15 protein-coding genes are annotated in these 17,447 nt (G+C 61.5%); 9 read left to right on the plus strand and 6 right to left on the minus strand.

The genetic code is table 11. From position 1 onward, the window contains the following. Nucleotides 1-107: 107 nt before the first annotated feature. The 3 genes from ABR989_RS12285 to ABR989_RS12295 all read left to right on the plus strand — a co-directional run bounded on the left by ABR989_RS12285 (nucleotide 108) and on the right by ABR989_RS12295 (nucleotide 1,332). Complete coding sequence (locus ABR989_RS12285; protein WP_428128991.1) at nucleotides 108-557, plus strand: single-stranded DNA-binding protein; 450 nt, start codon at nucleotides 108-110, stop codon at nucleotides 555-557. A 212-nt stretch (nucleotides 558-769) separates the two neighbouring features. Then, the gene (locus ABR989_RS12290) at nucleotides 770-1,066 is read left to right on the plus strand and encodes a BrnT family toxin (RefSeq protein WP_428128920.1); all 297 of its coding nucleotides are present in this window, start codon (nucleotides 770-772) and stop codon (nucleotides 1,064-1,066) included. Next, entirely contained in the window at nucleotides 1,063-1,332 is a 270-nt protein-coding gene (locus tag ABR989_RS12295; protein WP_428128923.1) for a BrnA antitoxin family protein, read from the plus strand. Before ABR989_RS12290 ends, ABR989_RS12295 begins: the two co-directional genes overlap by 4 nt. Nucleotides 1,333-1,346: 14 nt before the next feature. Here the strand turns inward: ABR989_RS12295 and ABR989_RS12300 are convergent, their stop codons facing one another. The 4 genes from ABR989_RS12300 to ABR989_RS12315 all read right to left on the minus strand — a co-directional run bounded on the left by ABR989_RS12300 (nucleotide 1,347) and on the right by ABR989_RS12315 (nucleotide 4,663). Further along, nucleotides 1,347-1,721, minus strand: a complete 375-nt coding sequence (locus ABR989_RS12300; protein WP_428128926.1) for a DUF309 domain-containing protein — start codon at nucleotides 1,719-1,721, stop codon at nucleotides 1,347-1,349. An 84-nt stretch (nucleotides 1,722-1,805) separates the two neighbouring features. Next, entirely contained in the window at nucleotides 1,806-2,351 is a 546-nt protein-coding gene (locus ABR989_RS12305) for a carboxymuconolactone decarboxylase family protein (RefSeq protein WP_428128927.1), read from the minus strand. Between the two features lie 54 nt (nucleotides 2,352-2,405). Next, nucleotides 2,406-4,103, minus strand: coding sequence for a biosynthetic-type acetolactate synthase large subunit (gene ilvB / locus ABR989_RS12310; RefSeq protein WP_428128930.1), 1,698 nt, complete (start codon nucleotides 4,101-4,103; stop codon nucleotides 2,406-2,408). A gap of 113 nt (nucleotides 4,104-4,216) precedes the next feature. After that, entirely contained in the window at nucleotides 4,217-4,663 is a 447-nt protein-coding gene (locus tag ABR989_RS12315; RefSeq protein ID WP_428128933.1) for a hypothetical protein, read from the minus strand. A gap of 189 nt (nucleotides 4,664-4,852) precedes the next feature. Here ABR989_RS12315 and ABR989_RS12320 point away from each other — a divergent pair, with 189 nt between their 5' ends. Beyond that, complete coding sequence (locus ABR989_RS12320; RefSeq protein WP_428128935.1) at nucleotides 4,853-5,500, plus strand: 2-hydroxychromene-2-carboxylate isomerase; 648 nt, start codon at nucleotides 4,853-4,855, stop codon at nucleotides 5,498-5,500. An 11-nt stretch (nucleotides 5,501-5,511) separates the two neighbouring features. After that, nucleotides 5,512-6,858: a DUF1329 domain-containing protein gene (locus ABR989_RS12325; RefSeq protein WP_428128937.1), complete on the plus strand. Its 1,347-nt coding sequence runs from the start codon at nucleotides 5,512-5,514 to the stop codon at nucleotides 6,856-6,858. A gap of 15 nt (nucleotides 6,859-6,873) precedes the next feature. On the opposite strand, the gene ABR989_RS12330 is transcribed toward ABR989_RS12325, so the two are convergent. Then, nucleotides 6,874-8,424: an FHA domain-containing protein gene (locus ABR989_RS12330; protein WP_428128940.1), complete on the minus strand. Its 1,551-nt coding sequence runs from the start codon at nucleotides 8,422-8,424 to the stop codon at nucleotides 6,874-6,876. A 207-nt stretch (nucleotides 8,425-8,631) separates the two neighbouring features. Between ABR989_RS12330 and ABR989_RS12335 the strand changes: the two genes are divergently transcribed. The 4 genes from ABR989_RS12335 (at nucleotide 8,632) to ABR989_RS12350 (ending at nucleotide 14,142) form a co-directional block, all read left to right on the plus strand. Continuing rightward, nucleotides 8,632-10,821 carry a hypothetical protein gene (locus tag ABR989_RS12335; protein ID WP_428128941.1) on the plus strand — a complete coding sequence of 730 codons (2,190 nt, stop codon included), beginning with the start codon at nucleotides 8,632-8,634 and terminating at the stop codon, nucleotides 10,819-10,821. Between the two features lie 41 nt (nucleotides 10,822-10,862). Then, complete coding sequence (locus ABR989_RS12340) at nucleotides 10,863-11,504, plus strand: hypothetical protein (protein WP_428128942.1); 642 nt, start codon at nucleotides 10,863-10,865, stop codon at nucleotides 11,502-11,504. A 191-nt stretch (nucleotides 11,505-11,695) separates the two neighbouring features. Next, nucleotides 11,696-12,880 (plus strand): efflux RND transporter periplasmic adaptor subunit, encoded by a 1,185-nt coding sequence (locus tag ABR989_RS12345; RefSeq protein ID WP_428128943.1) that lies wholly within the window; start codon nucleotides 11,696-11,698, stop codon nucleotides 12,878-12,880. A 170-nt stretch (nucleotides 12,881-13,050) separates the two neighbouring features. Next, nucleotides 13,051-14,142, plus strand: a complete 1,092-nt coding sequence (locus ABR989_RS12350) for a phosphotransferase (protein WP_428128944.1) — start codon at nucleotides 13,051-13,053, stop codon at nucleotides 14,140-14,142. A 505-nt stretch (nucleotides 14,143-14,647) separates the two neighbouring features. On the opposite strand, the gene acnA is transcribed toward ABR989_RS12350, so the two are convergent. Then, nucleotides 14,648-17,413 (minus strand): aconitate hydratase AcnA, encoded by a 2,766-nt coding sequence (acnA, locus tag ABR989_RS12355; protein ID WP_428128946.1) that lies wholly within the window; start codon nucleotides 17,411-17,413, stop codon nucleotides 14,648-14,650. Nucleotides 17,414-17,447: the final 34 nt, after the last annotated feature.

Consider the following 17,447-nt stretch of genomic DNA (forward strand, 5'->3'; position numbering starts at 1 on the left):
CGATTATATCGGTCAGAAAACGGAGGCGAAAGGCGGGGGCCAGCCCCTGCCTTGCCTTGAGAACGGGGCGGGGCTAGTTTTCGGATCATGATCATGAGGTGGCGAAGATGGCGGCGTCGGTAAACAAAGTAATTCTGATCGGCAATCTGGGACGCGATCCCGAAACTCGCTTCACCAACTCGGGCACGTCAGTCACGAACTTTTCGATTGCGACCAAGGAGTCGTTCGCCGACAAGAGCGGGACGCGGCAGGACCGCACCGACTGGCACAACATCATCGTGTGGGGCAAACAGGGCGAGGCCTGCGCGCAGTATCTGAAGAAGGGAAGCCCGGTTTACATCGAGGGCAGAATTTCCTACCGCGAGTATGAAGCGAAGGATGGCAGCGGCAAGCGCAAGGTCACGGAAATTGTCGCGACGCGCGTGCAGTTCCTGAGCTCGCGCGGCGGCGCTCCGATGGGCGATGAGGCCGGAGAAGCTCGTGGTCGCGCACCCGCGGGCGGCGCAGGCGCGGGCGACGACGTAGCGCCGATGGACGACGAAGACATCCCGTTCTAAGCAGAAGTGCCGTTCTAAGCAGAAGTGCAGTTCTAAGCACCTGATTTCCGGATTCGCCGCAATTGCGGCCAAGCGTCCGATATTGCATCGCCGTCTGGTCACAAGATGCACCCGCTGCCTTCAGCGCCGCGTCTTATACGGATGAAAGTGCCGACCCGACTGGGCGCGTGACCCGCGTCCGCGTTTGTATTGGATCGATACGCGAGTGTACAGTGTACACCACCGAGGGGTGGGAGTTGGAGTCCGAGTGGGACCCGAAGAAGGCCGAGCAGAATCTCCGCAAGCACGGAGTGGAATTCGTTGACGCAGTGATCGTGCTCGATGACGACCGGGCCATTACGCTGGTGGACGAACACTTTGGAGAAGAGCGGTACCTGACCTTCGGGATGGACGCTCAGGGACAAGTATTGGCGGTTTCCTACTCGATACGCGGGAGCGCCATTCGCATAATCTCCGCGCGGAAAGCAACCTCGCGCGAGCGCGCTCAATACGAGGATAAGCGGATATGAAACGGGAGTACGATCTTAGAAAGGGCAAGCGCGGACCGGTCATTCCGTTGCCGCCGGAAAAGGTTCGCATCACCATCCGCTTGGATCGCGATATCGTGGATCACTTCCGCGAGAAGGTTCGGAAGGCCCACGGCGGAAATTATCAGACCTTGATCAACGACGCGCTTCGGGAGCACATCCAGCGTCCGGGTCTTGCGAAGCAATTAGGCGCAGAAGTCCGTTCGGTTCTCCGCGAGGAGCTCGAAAAAATAAAGGCGAGCGCTTGAAGAGCATTTTAAATTTAAGCGCGTGACGTTGGGATTCGCCGCAGTCGCGGCGGGGCGGGAAGCGGGCCGCCGTCCGCGCGGCTTGCAATTTCGATAAATCGGCTCAACTCGACGCGCAACTCGCCGACTGCGAGACCCATGTGCTCGTGCGGAATTGAATCAAGCCTGGCCGACGCTTTCTCATACACCAACCGTGCGCCCTCGAGGTTTCCGCGCTGCGCGTGCAGAATCGCGACTGCGGCCTGGATCAGCCCCTGGTAGAAGAGCTTCACCTCGCCGTCGGAGCGCTTCCAGATTTCCTCCCATGCTTCGTGACACTCGAAGAAGCGCCCTTCGTTGAAGAGGTCGATTCCCTGTTGGTAAACGTCGGGGTGCGGACGGCGCGTCATCGATCAATCATAGCGCGTCGCTGCGGCGATGCGCGTGGCGGCGGCGAATCGGTGTTTCGGTGTTGCGGTGTTGCCGGCGCGGCGCTAATCCATCGTCGAGCCGGGTTCGAGTTCGACGCCTAACGGCACAAGCATACGCACGACCATATTGTAGAAGGCGACGTTCTGCACCAGTTCCATCATGCGGCCCGTGTCGAGAAAGGTCTTCAGGGCGTTCCAGGTCGCGTCGGTCACGCGCACGTTGCCGGTGGCCTCGACGGCGTAACGAATCACGGCGCGCTCATTGTCGCTGAACTTCGAGGATTTCTCCCAATCGGCGAGCGCTTCGAGCTGCTCGCGCGAGATGCCGACGCGCCGCGCGATGGCGCAATGATGGACGAACTCGTATTGCGCATCGGTCAGCCGTCCGACCGTGAGGATCGCGAGTTCGCGGAGTTTTGGGTCGAGCGCAGTCTTGTTGCGGAGGTTGTTACCCATCGAGCAGAACCGGCGCAAAAATTTTGGCGTATGCGCAAGTACGCGGAAGATATTGCCGACGGTCCCGCCGCCCTCCGCGGCCAGGTTGTCGAAGATCACGCGGTCGGCTTCGGGAAGGTCTTCGCGATTCAGGTACGGTACGCGCGCGGCCATGAGTGCGCCTCCTGCGGAAAAGGATGTTCCCGACGTTGACCGCGCGGCCCCCGTTCAGGCGAACAGCATCTCGGACATCGCGCCGCCGGGCGGAATCATGGGCATCACCGCCTCTTCCTTGGGGATCACGACGTCGATGAGTACCGGGCCGGGGGTCGCGAATGCTTCCTTCATCGTCGCAACAAGGTCTTTCGATTTTTCAATTCGGAAGCCGCGCGCACCGTAGGCATCGGCGAGCTTGACGAAGTTCGGCACCGACATCGCGGTGTAAGAATACCGTTCGGCGTAAAACTTCTCCTGCCATTGGCGAACCATTCCGAGGAAGTAGTTATTGAGTATGATTACCTTGATATCGACTTTGTATTGGACCGCGGTACCCAGTTCCTGGATGTTCATCTGTATCGAGCCGTCGCCGGATACCACTACAACCTTCTTGTCAGGCGCGGCGAACGTCGCACCGATCCCGGCCGGCAGTCCGTAGCCCATGGTGCCCAGTCCACCCGAGGTCAGCCATGAGCGGGGATGCTCAAACGGGAACATCTGAGCCACCCACATCTGATGCTGCCCGACATCAGTAACCAGTATGCAATCGGCCTTGGTGAGCTTGTACAGCTCGGCGATAACGTCGTGCGGGGAGACGCTCTCGCCACGATGAATGTTCTCGTAGAGCGGCTTCTCCTTCTGCCACTTGAGGATCTGCTGATGCCATTTGGTCCAATCGGCGTGGCGCTTCGCGATACTCTCGCGGCCCTTAATCGTGGTCAGCATGTCGGTCAGTACCGACTTGATATCGCCGACGATCGGAATATCGACCTTGACGTTCTTCGAAATAGACGACGGGTCGATATCGATGTGAATAATCGTCTCGGCCTTCGCCGCGAATTCAGAAATCTTGCCGGTGACGCGATCGTCGAAGCGCGCTCCGACTGCGATTAGGCAATCGGTGTTGCATACCGCCGTGTTGGTGCCGTACGAACCGTGCATCCCGAGCATCCCGAGCCGGAGCGAATCGGAGGCCGGGTACGATCCCAATCCCATCAACGTCTCGGTAATTGGAATACCAAGTCCCTTAACCAGTTCGCGCAGCTCGGGGGCCGCACCGGACCATTGCACGCCGCCGCCGACGTAGAACAGCGGCTTCGAACTTTTCTCGATCGCCTCGATCGCGCGCTCGATCTGCCGGGGATTGCCGCGAATTGTGGGCTTGTAGCCGCGCAGTTCAATTTTCTCGGGCAGGTGAAGAACATGCTCGGCCTGTTGCACGTCCTTGGGCAAATCGACCACCACCGGACCGGGACGCCCGCTGCCGGCGATATAAAACGCTTCCTTGATGATGCGCGCGATATCCTTGACGTTCTTGACCAGGAAATTGTGCTTGGTGCACGGGCGGGTGATACCGACGAAGTCCGCCTCCTGGAAAGCATCGTTGCCGATCATCGTGGTCGGAACCTGGCCCGACAAAACCACCATCGGGGTGGAATCCATGTACGCGTCGGCGATCCCGGTGACGGTGTTGGTCGCACCGGGCCCCGAAGTGACGATGACGACGCCGGGGCGTCCGCTGACGCGCGCATAGCCCTCCGCCATGTGGGTCGCGCCCTGCTCATGGCGGACGAGAATGTGCTTGATCTTTGAGTCGAGTAGCGCGTCGTAAGTCGGCAGGATCGCGCCGCCCGGATAGCCGAAGATGACATCGACGCCCTCGGCAATCAGGCTCTCGATAACGATTTGTGCTCCCGTAAGTTTTTTCATTTACCGATTTTTGGCCGCTTTCCCCGTGATTTGAGCCTTCAAAGGTACACTACGCGCGGATGTCGGCACAACTTGTGCCCGAAAAACGGGAATGCTCGCGGCGATTCGCCGCTCTAGTAATGCTGTGTGGGACCGAAGCGGCCCTCGCCCGGTTCGGCACTCATCACTTCCAATGTCTGATTGTTCCCGGTGAACATGCCGCGCACCGTCAGGGTCTGGCCCGGCTGCATGTTCTCGAACGTGTCCTCTCCGAGACCGGTCACGTTGAAGTTGGGCTTGTACTGGCGGACCAACTGCCAGACGTCGGGCCAATGGACTTTGCCCGTGGGATCGTCAACGTAGGCGTCTTTCAGCACGAACTTGTATGTTTTTCCGGCTACGCCCATCGTGACCGTCTGCTTGTCACCGTAGATCTGCCCCGGCGCGGGCTTGCTGATGACCAGCGTGGTGGTAAGCGGAATCATCATCGGGCGCAACTGCGCATCGGCTCGGGCGGGATTAAATACGAGCGCCGAAATCGCGATCGCGAACAGACCGATTCTGGAAATAGCCTTTTTCATGGGAGTGACCTCAGTCGCTCTTTGCTCAATCATAGAGAGCGCGTCGATGAACGATCAAGCAAGACACTTTCGATCGAGACCTTGAAACCTTGCAATGGCGCGCTGAACTTCGGCGATGAGCAATGTTACAATTGGCGCACGAGGTAGCCGCGGCTCAAATCGCGGACTTCCCATCACCGGAGAACCTGGATGACACTCCAATATGATCTGTTCTGGTCCTTTCGCTCGCCGTATTCCTACCTCGTTACGCCGCGCCTGATTGAATTCGAACGCGAGTACGACGTGAAGGCCAACGTCCGGCCGGTTTATCCGATCGCGGTCCGGATTCCCGGCTTTTTCAAACAGGTGAACCCGATGTGGCCGCCCTATTTGCTTCGCGATTGCTCGCGTATCGCGGAGATGCTGGGCATGCCGTTCGCCTGGCCCAGCCCCGATCCGATCGTCATGAACATCAGCACCGGCGAGGTGGCCAACGAGCAACCGTACATCCACAGGTTGACAAGGTTGGGCGCCGCCGCCGCTCTCGGCAAGGGACTGCCGTTCCTCGCAGCAGTCAGCGCAGTCATTTTCGGCGGCGTCAGAAACTGGCATCTCGGCGGCCATCTCGCCGGGGCGGCGCAGCGCGCAGGGCTGGACCTCACGAGACTCGATTCGGAAATCGAGCGGGATCCGGATCGTTATGAAGCTATGATCGCCGAAAATGAGTCCGCGCAGAAACGCGCCGGGCATTGGGGCGTCCCGCTGATGGTCTTCAACGACGAACCGTTTTTCGGGCAGGACCGCTTCGATCTGCTGCGATGGCGCATGCAGAAAAACGGGCTCACCCGCCGCCGCTGATGGAGGTACTCATGCTACAGTCACCGTTGCGAATCGTGGTCGGAACCTTGCTGGCGGCGATGCTCTGCTCGTTGCCGCGCGCGCAAGCCGACGTCAAACCCGGCGATGTAATCACCAAGGACAATGCATACAAGGTCGCCGACCTGCTCAGCCCCGGCAACTACGTGCTGGTCCGCGAGGGCATGCAGCTCAGGATCGTGCCGACCGACAAGCTCGATTGGCCGCCGCCGTTCAAAACTGCGACCGAGAAGTACTCGCCCCAGGTCCAGCTCGGGGCCGACGGCACCCTCAAGGGTTACGTCTCCGGCCAGCCGTTTCCGCTGGTCGATCCGAACGATCCGCAAGTGGCGACCAAGGTGATGTGGAATTTCAGCTACCGGCCGCTCTACAGCGACGACATCGATATGCGCTATCCAGAGGTTGCCAGCTTCGACAAGAACGCCGCCGGCTCACCGCTGAGCTACTACACGGTGGGGCATTTCGCGTTCTACAACAATGTCGGCCGCATCGAGGTGCCTCCGATACCGGTCGATCCCGACGGCGTGGCCAGCGGCATTCGTTACCGCTTCGGCTTCTATCCGTTCATGGAGCCGTCGTCATTGCGCGGCTACGGGATGGTGCGGCAGCGGCATATCGATCCCACGATCGAGGACAACGTATGGGTGTTCAGTCCCACGACGCGCAAGCTGCGCCGTGAATCTGCGGCGGTGCTCTCAGACGCTATAGGCGCTTTGCCGGGATTCAGCGGCGGCGGAGGCAGCGGCTATGGCGGCGGCATGGGAGGAGCCAGCGGAGGCAGCGCTTACGCGAACACGCTCGATCCGGACTCATACTTCGGCTTCTCGGCGAAAATCGAAGATTTCAACTACCGGTTCCTGGGTGAGAAGCAGATGCTCGCGTCGGTGCACGCCGTGCATTCGCCCGAGCCGCAATGCCCCTTCGACGGCGGCAAAACCATTTGCCCGGAAGACTGGGAGATGCGCCATCTGTACGTGATCGAAGCGGACTCGAAGCCGGGCCGCGATCTGACGATCCCGAAGCGAATCTTCTACATTGATTCAGAAGGATGGTTCATCACGGCGTCGGATCAGTACGATCGCAACGGCAAGCTGTGGAAGACTATCGCGACCTTCAATACCTATCGCGACCGGCCGGTGCCGGACGCGAGAGTCGCCATCTATCCGTACAAGCGGATGTTCCAGCTCGGTCTGGTCGACGAGGATCTCGATACCGGCTACAGCTCGGTCGTCTATATGCCCGGAGCGACCGCGCCCGATCGCGAATGCTGGTATATCGATATGGGAACCGTGGACAACGCTTTTCTGGAGCCGCAGGCGCTGGAGCGAGCCGGCCACTGATAAGGAAAAAACGAGTTACAGCTGCAACACGAACCGGATGTCGCCCAGGCGCAGCTGGCTGCCGGCGCTCACGAACGCCGAGCCATGTATCTGGCGATCGTCCACATAGCTGCCGTTAGTCGAATTCAGATCCATCAGTTCGAATCCACCCTCGCGGCGCATCAGGCGCGCGTGCTGGCGCGACACGCTTGCGTGCGGAATGACGACGTCGTTGTCCTCGCCGCGGCCGATCGATATCTCGTCTTTCATCAGCGAGTATTCCGCCGGCACCGGATCGACGCGATCGACCGCCACCAGCCGCGCGCCCTGCGTATTTCCCGCCCCGCGGGGCGCGGTCATCGGTGATTGCGACGGTCTGGCGGGCGCGCGCTGGACCGCGCGCGCCGCTGGCGGCGGGGCGGACGGCATCCGAAGTGATGGCGCGCCCTGCGCCTCGACAATGGCCTTGAGTTCGTCGGCCGAGACCCCGAACCTCATTCGCGACAGCCCGAACAGCCCGATGATTGCGATCAACGGTACTGCTCCGTTCCACCAGCTGAACGAGAATTGCCGAAGCCCGGTGCCGGTCGAGTTTCCAGCGGCCGTGCCCGCGTCCTCCGGCACGTTAATCGCGGCGCCGCCGAGCCCACGCACCTGGTACGCGGTCTCAACGTCGCCCGCTTCGCCGTTGTAATCGATCTTCAGTTCGACACTGCGATTGGTGCCGTCTTCAATCGGCCGCGGCGTTCGATAGGTCAGCGAATACTCCGTCGCGATCGAATGGCCGATTTCGCGCACCAGCGACGGGAAGCGGCCTTCTTCCGTGATGATATTGTACGAACGGCCGTGCGTCGCATCGATGATTTCCTGGTACGCGGGCTCGATGAACGGCGGCGGGACCACCGCATACAGAGTGAGCCCGTTCTTCTTGAGCATGTCGGCGACTTTGGTCCCGGTCAAATCCGTCACCTGCACGCCGCGAGTATGATGGTCCCAGAAGGCCTGATCGTGCGCCGTGTCGGCCGAGCCGTCGCCGTCATGATGGGCCGGCGCGTCGGTGATGATAATGATGATGCCTTCGGCCTCGGGGCGGAACGGAAACTTCGCCGCATAGGCAAGCGCGTCGAGCTGATCCTCGGGGATGTCGCCGCCGCCGCCGGCGTGCAGGCTGCCCACCCACTCGGTGAACTGCTTGACGTCCGAAGTAAACGAGTTGCGATAGGCGCAGTTGCAGTCCGGGTACGCCGAGACCACGTAATCCTCGAACGTCACCAGCCCGAGCCGGTAGTCGCGGCTGTTGGCCTGCAGGTCCTGCGCAAACGCGATCACGTTCTGCTTGACCGCGTCGATATACGGCTGCATCGATTCCGTCACGTCCATCACGAACACGATATCGACGGGACGGCCCTGACCGACTCCGCGAAAGTCGAGGATCTTGGCTTCCTTGCCGTCTTCAAATACTTTCACGTTGTCGGGACGAAGGTTGCCGACCGGATTGCCGTTCTGATCGGTCAGACCGAAGTCGAGCTGTACGCCGCCGTCGGTGTCGAAGTGCTCGAGGCCCGGATTTCCGGTCGTGATTTTCAAGCTCGCATCCGCCGCGGTCACTCGAACCCCGAAGCAGAGCAGAAAGAAAAGCGCGAACAGACAGCAGCGGGCGTTTCGATTCGACGAGTTCATCGCTGGCTGTGATTCTCCGGATCGGGAAGGCGATCAGTCAAGCTCCCCTGATCCATTTGACGTTCACGCAAGCGATTGTATTCTTGCGTTCGCACACTGGTTAGGTTATCCCAAATGCTGACCCAAATCTTCTTCGATGGATTCCGTGTGAAAGATTTTTTTGTGCATCGCACTGCTGGCAGCCTGATAGCACCTTTCGTCACTCTGATTTGCGTGCTGCTGGCCGGTGTCGGGTCGGCCCGGGCCGCCAACACAGCGCAGGTCGAGGTGGGATTTGTGGGCGTTCCGCCGACGAACTTTCAGAACGTTCTTCTCAATGTTCAGTCGGTTCGCATCAATCGCAATGCGGCCGTGGGCCCCGCCAATGGCGGATGGGAAACCATTCCGGTGCCTCCGGGGATCGGAAACTCTCCACAGAACGCGGACTTGCAGATCGATCTCAATACTTCGCAGAACCTACCCCAGCTCTTCAACACCGCCGATGTGCGGCCCGACACCTACGAAATTGCCGAGGTCCAGCTCGATCCGAACAATCCCGGCACATTGATCCCCGACTGTCCGCTGGCGCCGCCGCTTAGCGCCACCGCCGACGGATGCATCAATTACCCGATCCAGTTGGCTGCCGGCACCAACGTCATCAGCGTGTCGAACACCGGTCCCGGCGGGCTGATCGCGCCGGAAAAGGGGAAACTGGTGGAGTTGTTCCTTCAAGTGTCGATGATGATCAATAAGGCGCCTACGACAGCCGGCGGTGCGTACACCGTAACGATCAAGTTGGCGTCGCCGCCCACGAATCCGGTCCAGCTGGGTACGGTGACAGGATCCGTGTCGGGCTCGCCGACTGCGCCGACGACAAGGGTCCAACCGTTGACGGTGACAGCCGAAGCGATCGGAACCAATACCCCTATCGCCACCGCTCCGGTCCAAAACGGGAAGTTTAATCTGGCGCTTCCGGCGGCCGGCGGCCCCACGGGGGCATATGGATTTGGAACACTCTATGACCTCGCGCTGGTGGGCGGAGCAGATACCTACCAGGCAGCGCGGTTGCCGCCGCTATACCCTGGGCAATCGCTCTCACAAAACTTCACCCCCAAAGTGGGCCAGACACTTGGCTATATCACGGGTACGATCAGCGATAATTGCGTCGCCACAAAACCGGTTGTCGGTGCGACCCTGCAGTTGCTGATTCCACCCGATGACATCACTCCCACGCCACCGGCAACACCGGCAACCTTCTGTATTGACTCCCCCGAGCAATGCATCGCTGTCGCGACGGCGAATACCGATGATGCAGGCAACTTTCCGCTGCCGGGTACGCTCGCGATCCCCGCTGCGTTCGACAACGTTCCGGTGCTACCGAAAAAAGCGGCCTATGCGATGGAGATCACCGCGCCGGGTTACGATCCTTTATTCGTCCAGGCAATTCCGAGCTCGGGCAAAACCGGCGGCACTTGCACCACTAGCGCCACCGGCGCCACTTTCGACGCGTGCGACCTCGCGCTGAACACGGGATACATCAGCGGCACTATCCCGATAACACCGCCAAATCCGGGGCAGACTACTCTGGTCCAGGTATTCGCCGAGGACCATGGAACCAACAATATTGAAAGCGCGCTCCCGATGCCGCTTGCCGTCACGAACTCGCACGTCGGCTCCTGCCCAGGACCTCCACCGCATAGCTGCGTTTCTTTTACGCTGAATGTTCCGACCTCGGATGTCGTTCCCTCAGGCTTTGATCTGTTCGCTACGACGATCGATCTCTATCAGGGCGTCACCGATCCGTTTCAGGGCCACACCATCGCGGTGCTGGCAGACGTTCCGGCGTCGGCGAAGCCCTCCGCTCCGGGAGTGTGCAGTCCTCCGACGACGGCGACTTTCCCCATCGACCAAACGATCGACTGCGTCGGTCACGGCAGCGTGACGGGCGGTCCAAGTGGCGTCGCCAACGCGAACCTCGGCACCTCGGTCGTCCTGTCGAAAGATAACGTGCTGATAACAAATGCTCCCGTGCAGAATGTGACGACTGAGAACCCGAACAACAGTTACGCCTTCTGCGCTCCTGCCGACACTTATAATCTACAAAGGCTCCAACTGCCGGTACCCACTTTTTCGGTGGTGCCGAGTTCGGCGCCTACACCTGTGCTTGACACCAATACGGTGACCGTCACGATTCCACCGCCTCCGCCAGCCGGTGGCCCGAGCTCGGCTCCGACGCCGGGGATCAAGTGCCCGACCACCTGCGAGTATCCCGACGGCACATGCCCCGGCATCTGCAACGACGTAATCAAGCCGATACCAGAGTGATGGCAAGCCGGGCGATGCGGTGTCTCGTGCGAATTTTGTCGATGAGCGCGCTCGGCGCAGCGCTCGCGTTTTCAGTCGCGGCCTGCAACAACCAGACTGGATTTTCCGGGAGCGTCGGTAATACACCCAACGGCCCGGCGTTGGCATCGTATGAAATTCTCGGCACGGTCGGGACGCCATTTACCGCGACCGTATCGGACGCGCGATCGTCATGGACGCTTCAGGGCAACGTCCCGCTTAGCATCGTAATCTGCAACAACGTCCTGCCGGCTCGAATCATCGCAACTAAAACCACCAGCAACAGCAACCTGCTGAGTCTCGAAGCAATCATCGGCACCAGAGTGGCCGATCTTCAGTCCACCAGCGCATCTTTTGGCACCGTGTCGGTGCAGGTCGGGGGTACCCTCAACTCGATCGCATCGCCGGCGTCTCCGGACCTGCGCATTTTCGTCGCCGGTCCCGCCGATCAGCGTTACAACGCGCTGGTCGAGGATATCACCACCGGATGGGTGATCAGCTCACGCGCGCCGAACTTGATCCTGTTCGACAGCCCCGACGGAAAGGTGGACGCCACCCTTTTCGGAGCTCCAGCCTTCCCTACTTTCACCGTCAACATGACGCTCGACGGCGCCGTGGTGGCGGCCGTCGTTCATGGCCCCAACGCGACGATTCGCGAGCCATGACTCGCGCGCCCTGTTGAGTCAGCGCCGCGCTAGTTGCGCAATTCGCTCGCATGCCTGCCGCTGCGTCGAATCCGCGCTCGATCGTCCCGGTTCGTTTGACAGCCTCCCGCATTCGTCATAGTTAGCCTCTGTAAGAAGTGAGCGAGCCATTCGAAAACGCGCCTAGACCTTCCCGCCTCTGAAATCATTCTATGAATTCGCAGCTCGTACGCCGGGTCTTGTTGGCAGTGGCGATCATTGCGGTCGCCGCCGCCGCGATTCCCGGTTTTCACTACTATCGCTACATCGAAAGCCACGTCAGCACCGACGACGCCTACGTCGACGGCACTGTCGCGCTGGTTTCCTCGCGTGTTGCCGGCACCGTCACCAACGTTTATGTCGAGGACAACTGGACGGTTAAGGAAGGCCAACTGTTGTTGACGCTGGACCCGCGCGACTTCGACGTCCGTGTCGAGCAGGCCCAGGCTCAGCTCGAGCGCGCCAGGCAATCCGTCGATGAGCTCTACGCGCTGGTGGATGCGGCGCGGTCGGGTGTGGCGCTCACCGTGTCGCAGCTCAAGCAGGCGCAAATCGATTTCGACCGCGCCAAGGCGCTGAAGGAACAAGGCGTCGTCTCCATCGAGCAATACGATCAGGCCAACACCGGACTGCGCGTCGCGATGGCCGATGAAGCGCTGGCGGAGCATCAATTGACGCAGGCCGAGGCCGCCCTCGGATCGCGCAACGACGGCCGTTCGCGCTACGCACTCCCGGTCGTGAAGCAGGCCGAAGCCGCTCTGGAAGCCGCCAAGCTCGATCTCGACTACACCAAACTGACCGCGCCGTTCGCGGGCATCGTGACTCACAAAACCGCCCACGTTGGCAATCGCGTCCAGGTCGGAGAGCCTCTGCTGGCGATCGTCCCGCTTGGCAAGCTCTACCTCACGGCCAACTTCAAGGAGACCCAGCTCACCGACGTGCGCGTCGGTCAAAAGGCGGAGATCGTCGCCGACATCTATCCCAACTACACCTACCGGGGACACGTCGATTCGATCAGCATGGGCACCGGCGCGGCCTTCTCGCTGCTGCCGCCCGAAAATGCGACCGGCAACTGGGTCAAAGTCGTGCAGCGCGTGCCGGTCAAGATTGTTATCGACGGACCGGAGCCCCGAGACAAACCGCTCCGGCTGGGACTGTCGGTCGAAGTTGCGATCGATCTCGGCGATCGCAGTGGACCCTTGCTCTCGTCGATCGTGCAGCAGCGTTTCCAGCAAGACGGCCAGACTCTCCCCAACGAGACACTCAAGATGGCGCCGATGCCCCAGACGCCGGCCGAACCGCCGCCGCCCACCGAGACCCACCAACAGCAACATTTCATGCCTCGCCCGATTCCCTGATCGCTCGCCCCTTCTAACCGGGACGAAGTCCCGCATCCCGCATCTTTGTCTTAATATTGGGTTCAGGGGTCACCCCTGCCGCACCTGACACGCGTGTCAGTTCGGTTGCGACTTTTCTCCGCGTGTATTACGCTGCGGTTCCGGCGGATTCTCCGTCCGCGCTGTATCCGATGCTCGACTGTGACGACATTCAGCAACGCCTGTCCGCGTACCTTGGCGCACCGGTCTCGCGTCTGAGCGTCCTTGCCAGCGGATGGGAAACCACGGTCTTCGAGTTCACGCTCGATGCGGCGTCGAAGGCGTTCACGGCCATCCGGGCCGGCCAATCGATGGTTTTGCGGTTCTATCAAGGCTCCGAGGCCGACGCCAAAGGCGCCCGCGAATACACCACCATCGATCGCCTGTTCGCCGCCGGCTATTGCGTCCCGCGCCCCTACGCCTTCGAGGCCGACCATCGCGCCCTAGGCGCGCCGTTCCTCATCATGCAGCGGCTGGCGGGCGGTACGCTGTTCACGATCCGCAGCTTTCCGAGTTCGTTAAAGACTTTCTCGATGGCATTTTTTTCTTTCGTCCGCGCGCAGTCGAGGCTCCACAAGCTCGACCCGGCGAGCGCGCCCCTGCGCGAGATTCCGCACGCATATGCGCCAATCGCAGGCGCCGGCGCTGACGCCGACTGCCCGCTGCTGGATCGCGTGCTTGCGATCATCGCCAATCGCGTCGAGACCGGCCCGCTGCCCGGTCTGCGCGAGGCGCTCAATCTGGTTGCCGAACGCGCGGCCCGGTTTCGCCACAGCCCCAATTCGCTCCTGCACATGGATTATCATCCGCTCAACGTGATGGTGGATGGGGTGCGCGTGACCGGCGTCATCGACTGGGTGAACGCCGATGTCGGCGATCGCCATCTCGACGCTGCGATGACGGCCGTGATTCTGTCCTCGTCCGCGCTGGAGAACCCGCGATGGATGCGCGACAACGTGGTCGGCAACGGGCTTCGCGCGAGCTTCGCGGCTTTGTACATACCGCTCTATCATGCGATGGCGCCGATCGACTTCGAGCGCTTCCGTTACTGCCAGGCGGTCGCGGCGCTGCTGCGGCTCTCGATGCTCGGGATGATGCGCGCGCGCGGTCCTGAGGTTGTCGGCTTCCGCCGCGAGGCTATCCACGAAGTCACGCCCGCGGTCGTGAGACTGCTCAGCCGCTACGCCACCCGCAAGAGCGGCACCGCGGTCGGGATCGATACCACGGCTCCACAGCCCGCCTGAATCGCGCTCCTCCGCTGATCGCTTCCAGCCGAAAAAATCTGTGAGACCTTGGAAATGCGAAAGTGTTATGCAACTGCGTTGGTGTTGATTACCCGGACCTGATGCAATAGGCGGCTACTGGCGCTCTCCGCGATTCTTCCCCCTGACCCTTCTAACAGGGACGAAGTCCCGCATTCTTATCTTAGCATCGGGTGCAGGGCTCACCCCTGCCCGTTGGCACGGCTGGCCAGTATTAAGACCCGTTGGCACGGGAGGCCAGTATTAAGAAACCGTGCGCCCGCGGGCTCTTCCATCGCATAGTCGCGAAAAGATGCGCTGCGCAGATTTTCGCGTCTTCTCACTGCGGGTGCAGGGGCCGCAGCCCCTGCCGCCCACCGCGCAGGTGATTCTTCCTTCATGCGCCCGCCAACGCCGGGCGGCCTTAACATTGGGTGCAGGGGTCACCCCTGCCCGCGCGCGACAACGGAGCGCGGCCTTAATACTGGGTGCAGGGGTCACCCCTGCCTCACCCCTGCCGAATCAATTCGCGCAGCACGAACGGCAGGATTCCGCCGTGCCGGATATACTCGACCTCCTCGGGCGTATCGACGCGCAGCGTCGCCTCGAACTCGATCGTCTTGCCGCCGGATTCCGCGCGCACCTTCATCGCCTGGCGCGGCTTGATTCCCGCCTTCAATCCCGTGATCGAGAATACTTCCTGCCCCGTGAGTCCGAGCTTCTCGCGGCTGTCGCCACCCTTGAACTCCAGCGCCAGCACGCCCATCCCAATCAGATTGCTGCGATGGATTCGCTCGAAGCTCTGCGCGATTACCGCGCGCACGCCGAGCAGTTGCACACCCTTGGCGGCCCAATCGCGCGACGAGCCGGTGCCATATTCCTTGCCCGCGATCACTATCAGCGGAGTCCCTGCTTTGCGGTAACGCTCCGACGCCTCGAAGATCGTCATCCGCTCGCCGTCCGGGACATGCGTGGTGAAGCCGCCTTCCACCCCCGGCACCATCAGGTTCTTGAGCCGGATATTCGCCAACGTCCCGCGCATCATCACCTCGTGATTTCCGCGCCGCGCTCCGTATGAGTTGAAATCCTTGGGCTGCACGCCATGCGCGATCAGATACTTGCCCGCCGGACTGTCGGCCGCGATCGACCCGGCCGGCGATATGTGATCCGTCGTCACGCTGTCGCCGAGCACCGCCAGCGCCCGCGCTCCGCTGATATCGGAGAACTCGCCCACCTTGGCCGTCACGCCGTCGAAAAACGGGGGCGCCTTCACGTAGGACGAATCCTTCTCCCAGCGGAACAGGTTGCCTTTCGGCACGGCCAGGCCCTTCCATCGTTCGTCGCCGTCAAACACCTGGCCGTACTCGCTCCTGAACATCGCGGCGTCAACTGAACCCGCCACCGCCGCCGCCACTTCCTCGTGCGACGGCCAGATGTCGCGCAGATACACCGGACGTCCGTCGGAACCCGTGCCGAGCGCCTCGTGCTCGACGTCGATATCCATCGTGCCCGCAATCGCGTATGCGACCACCAGCGGCGGCGACGCCAGGTAGTTGAACCGCACCGCGGGATTGATGCGCCCCTCGAAATTGCGATTGCCGCTCAGTATTGCACATGCCACCAGGTTGCCCTGCTTCACCGCCCCCGCGATCGCCTCCGCAATCGGCCCGCTGTTGCCGATACACGTCGTGCATCCGTAACCGACCAGGTTAAAGCGCAGCTTGTCGAGCGACTCGGTCAGCCCCGCGCGCTTGAGGTACTGCGTCACGACCTTGGAACCGGGCGCCAGGCTGGTCTTCACCCACGGCTTGACCATCAACCCGCGCGCAACCGCCTTTTGCGCGAGAATTCCCGCCGCGAGCATCACCGACGGATTCGACGTGTTCGTGCAGCTCGTGATCGCGGCGATCACGATCGAGCCATGCGTCAACGCGAAGCGCCCGCCCTCGGAATGCACTTCGACCTTGTTGGCGATATGGCCGAGCTTCGATTCGACCGCTGCCCCTTCGGCCGCCGCCGCGCCGTCGCCGCCTTCGGCAACCCACTTCGCCAGCTCTTTGCGATCGACGCTCGGATGCTGCTCGAATTCCTTGGCAAGCTCGCTCCGGAAACCGCTCTTCGCCGCCGTCAGCGCAACTCGATCCTGCGGACGGCGCGGCCCGGCCATGCTCGGCACCACGGTCCCGAGATCGAGTTCGAGGGTGTCGGAAAATTTCGGCTCGGGCGCCTCGGCGGAATTAAACAGGCCTTGCGCCTTGCAGTAGGCCTCGATCAGTTTGACCTGGCTTTCGCTCCGTCCCGTCAGCCGCAAATAAGTGAGCGTCTGATCGTCGACCGGGAAAAATCCCATCGTCGCGCCATACTCGGGCGACATGTTGCCCAGCGTCGCGCGATCCGCGACCGGCAGCGACTTGAGTCCCGGCCCGAAGTATTCAACGAACTTGCCGACCACGCCCTTCTTGCGCAGCATCTGCGTGACCGTCAGCACCAGGTCGGTAGCGGTCGCCCCCGGACGCAGGCTGCCCGCCAGCCGAAACCCGATCACTTCGGGAATCAGCATCGGTACCGAGCGCCCGAGCATCGCGGCTTCGGCCTCGATTCCGCCCACACCCCATCCCACCACGCCGAGCCCGTTGATCATCGTGGTATGCGAATCCGTGCCGATCACCGTGTCCGGATACGCTTCGCCGTTCTTCGACGAAAAAACCACCGGCGCGAGATATTCCAGATTCACCTGGTGAACGATTCCAGTGTCGGGCGGAACGACGCGGAAGTTGTCGAATGCGCCCTGCCCCCAGCGCAGAAAAAGATAGCGCTCGCGGTTGCGCTCGAATTCCAGCCGCGCGTTGGCCGCGAACGAATCGGCGCTGCCGAAAGAATCGACCTGCACCGAGTGATCGATCACCAGGTCAACCGGCTGCAGCGGACTGATCTTCGCGGGATCGCCGCCGAGCTTTTTGATCGCATCGCGCATCGCCGCCAGATCCGCCACCACCGGCACGCCCGTGAAATCCTGCAGCAGCACGCGCGCCGGCATGAACGAGATTTCGCGCTCTCCGCCCTTGCCGTTCCATTTGGCCAGCGCCTCGATCTGCCCGGTCGTCACGATCACGCCGTCTTCGCGCCGCAGCACGTTCTCGAGCATCACCTTGATCGAATACGGCATCCGCGCGAGCGAGAAACCGCGCTTCTCGAGCGCTTCGAGCCTGAAGATCGTGTAGCTGTTGCCTTCCACCGAAAGCGTCGAACGAGCACCGAAACTGTTAGTCGCCATTGATCGAGCCCTGCCCTCCTGGTGCGATGGTCAA

Origin of the sequence: Binatus soli (SeqCode) (assembly GCF_050015535.1) — a bacterium.
GTDB classification, from domain to species: Bacteria; Desulfobacterota; Binatia; order Binatales; family Binataceae; genus Binatus; species Binatus soli.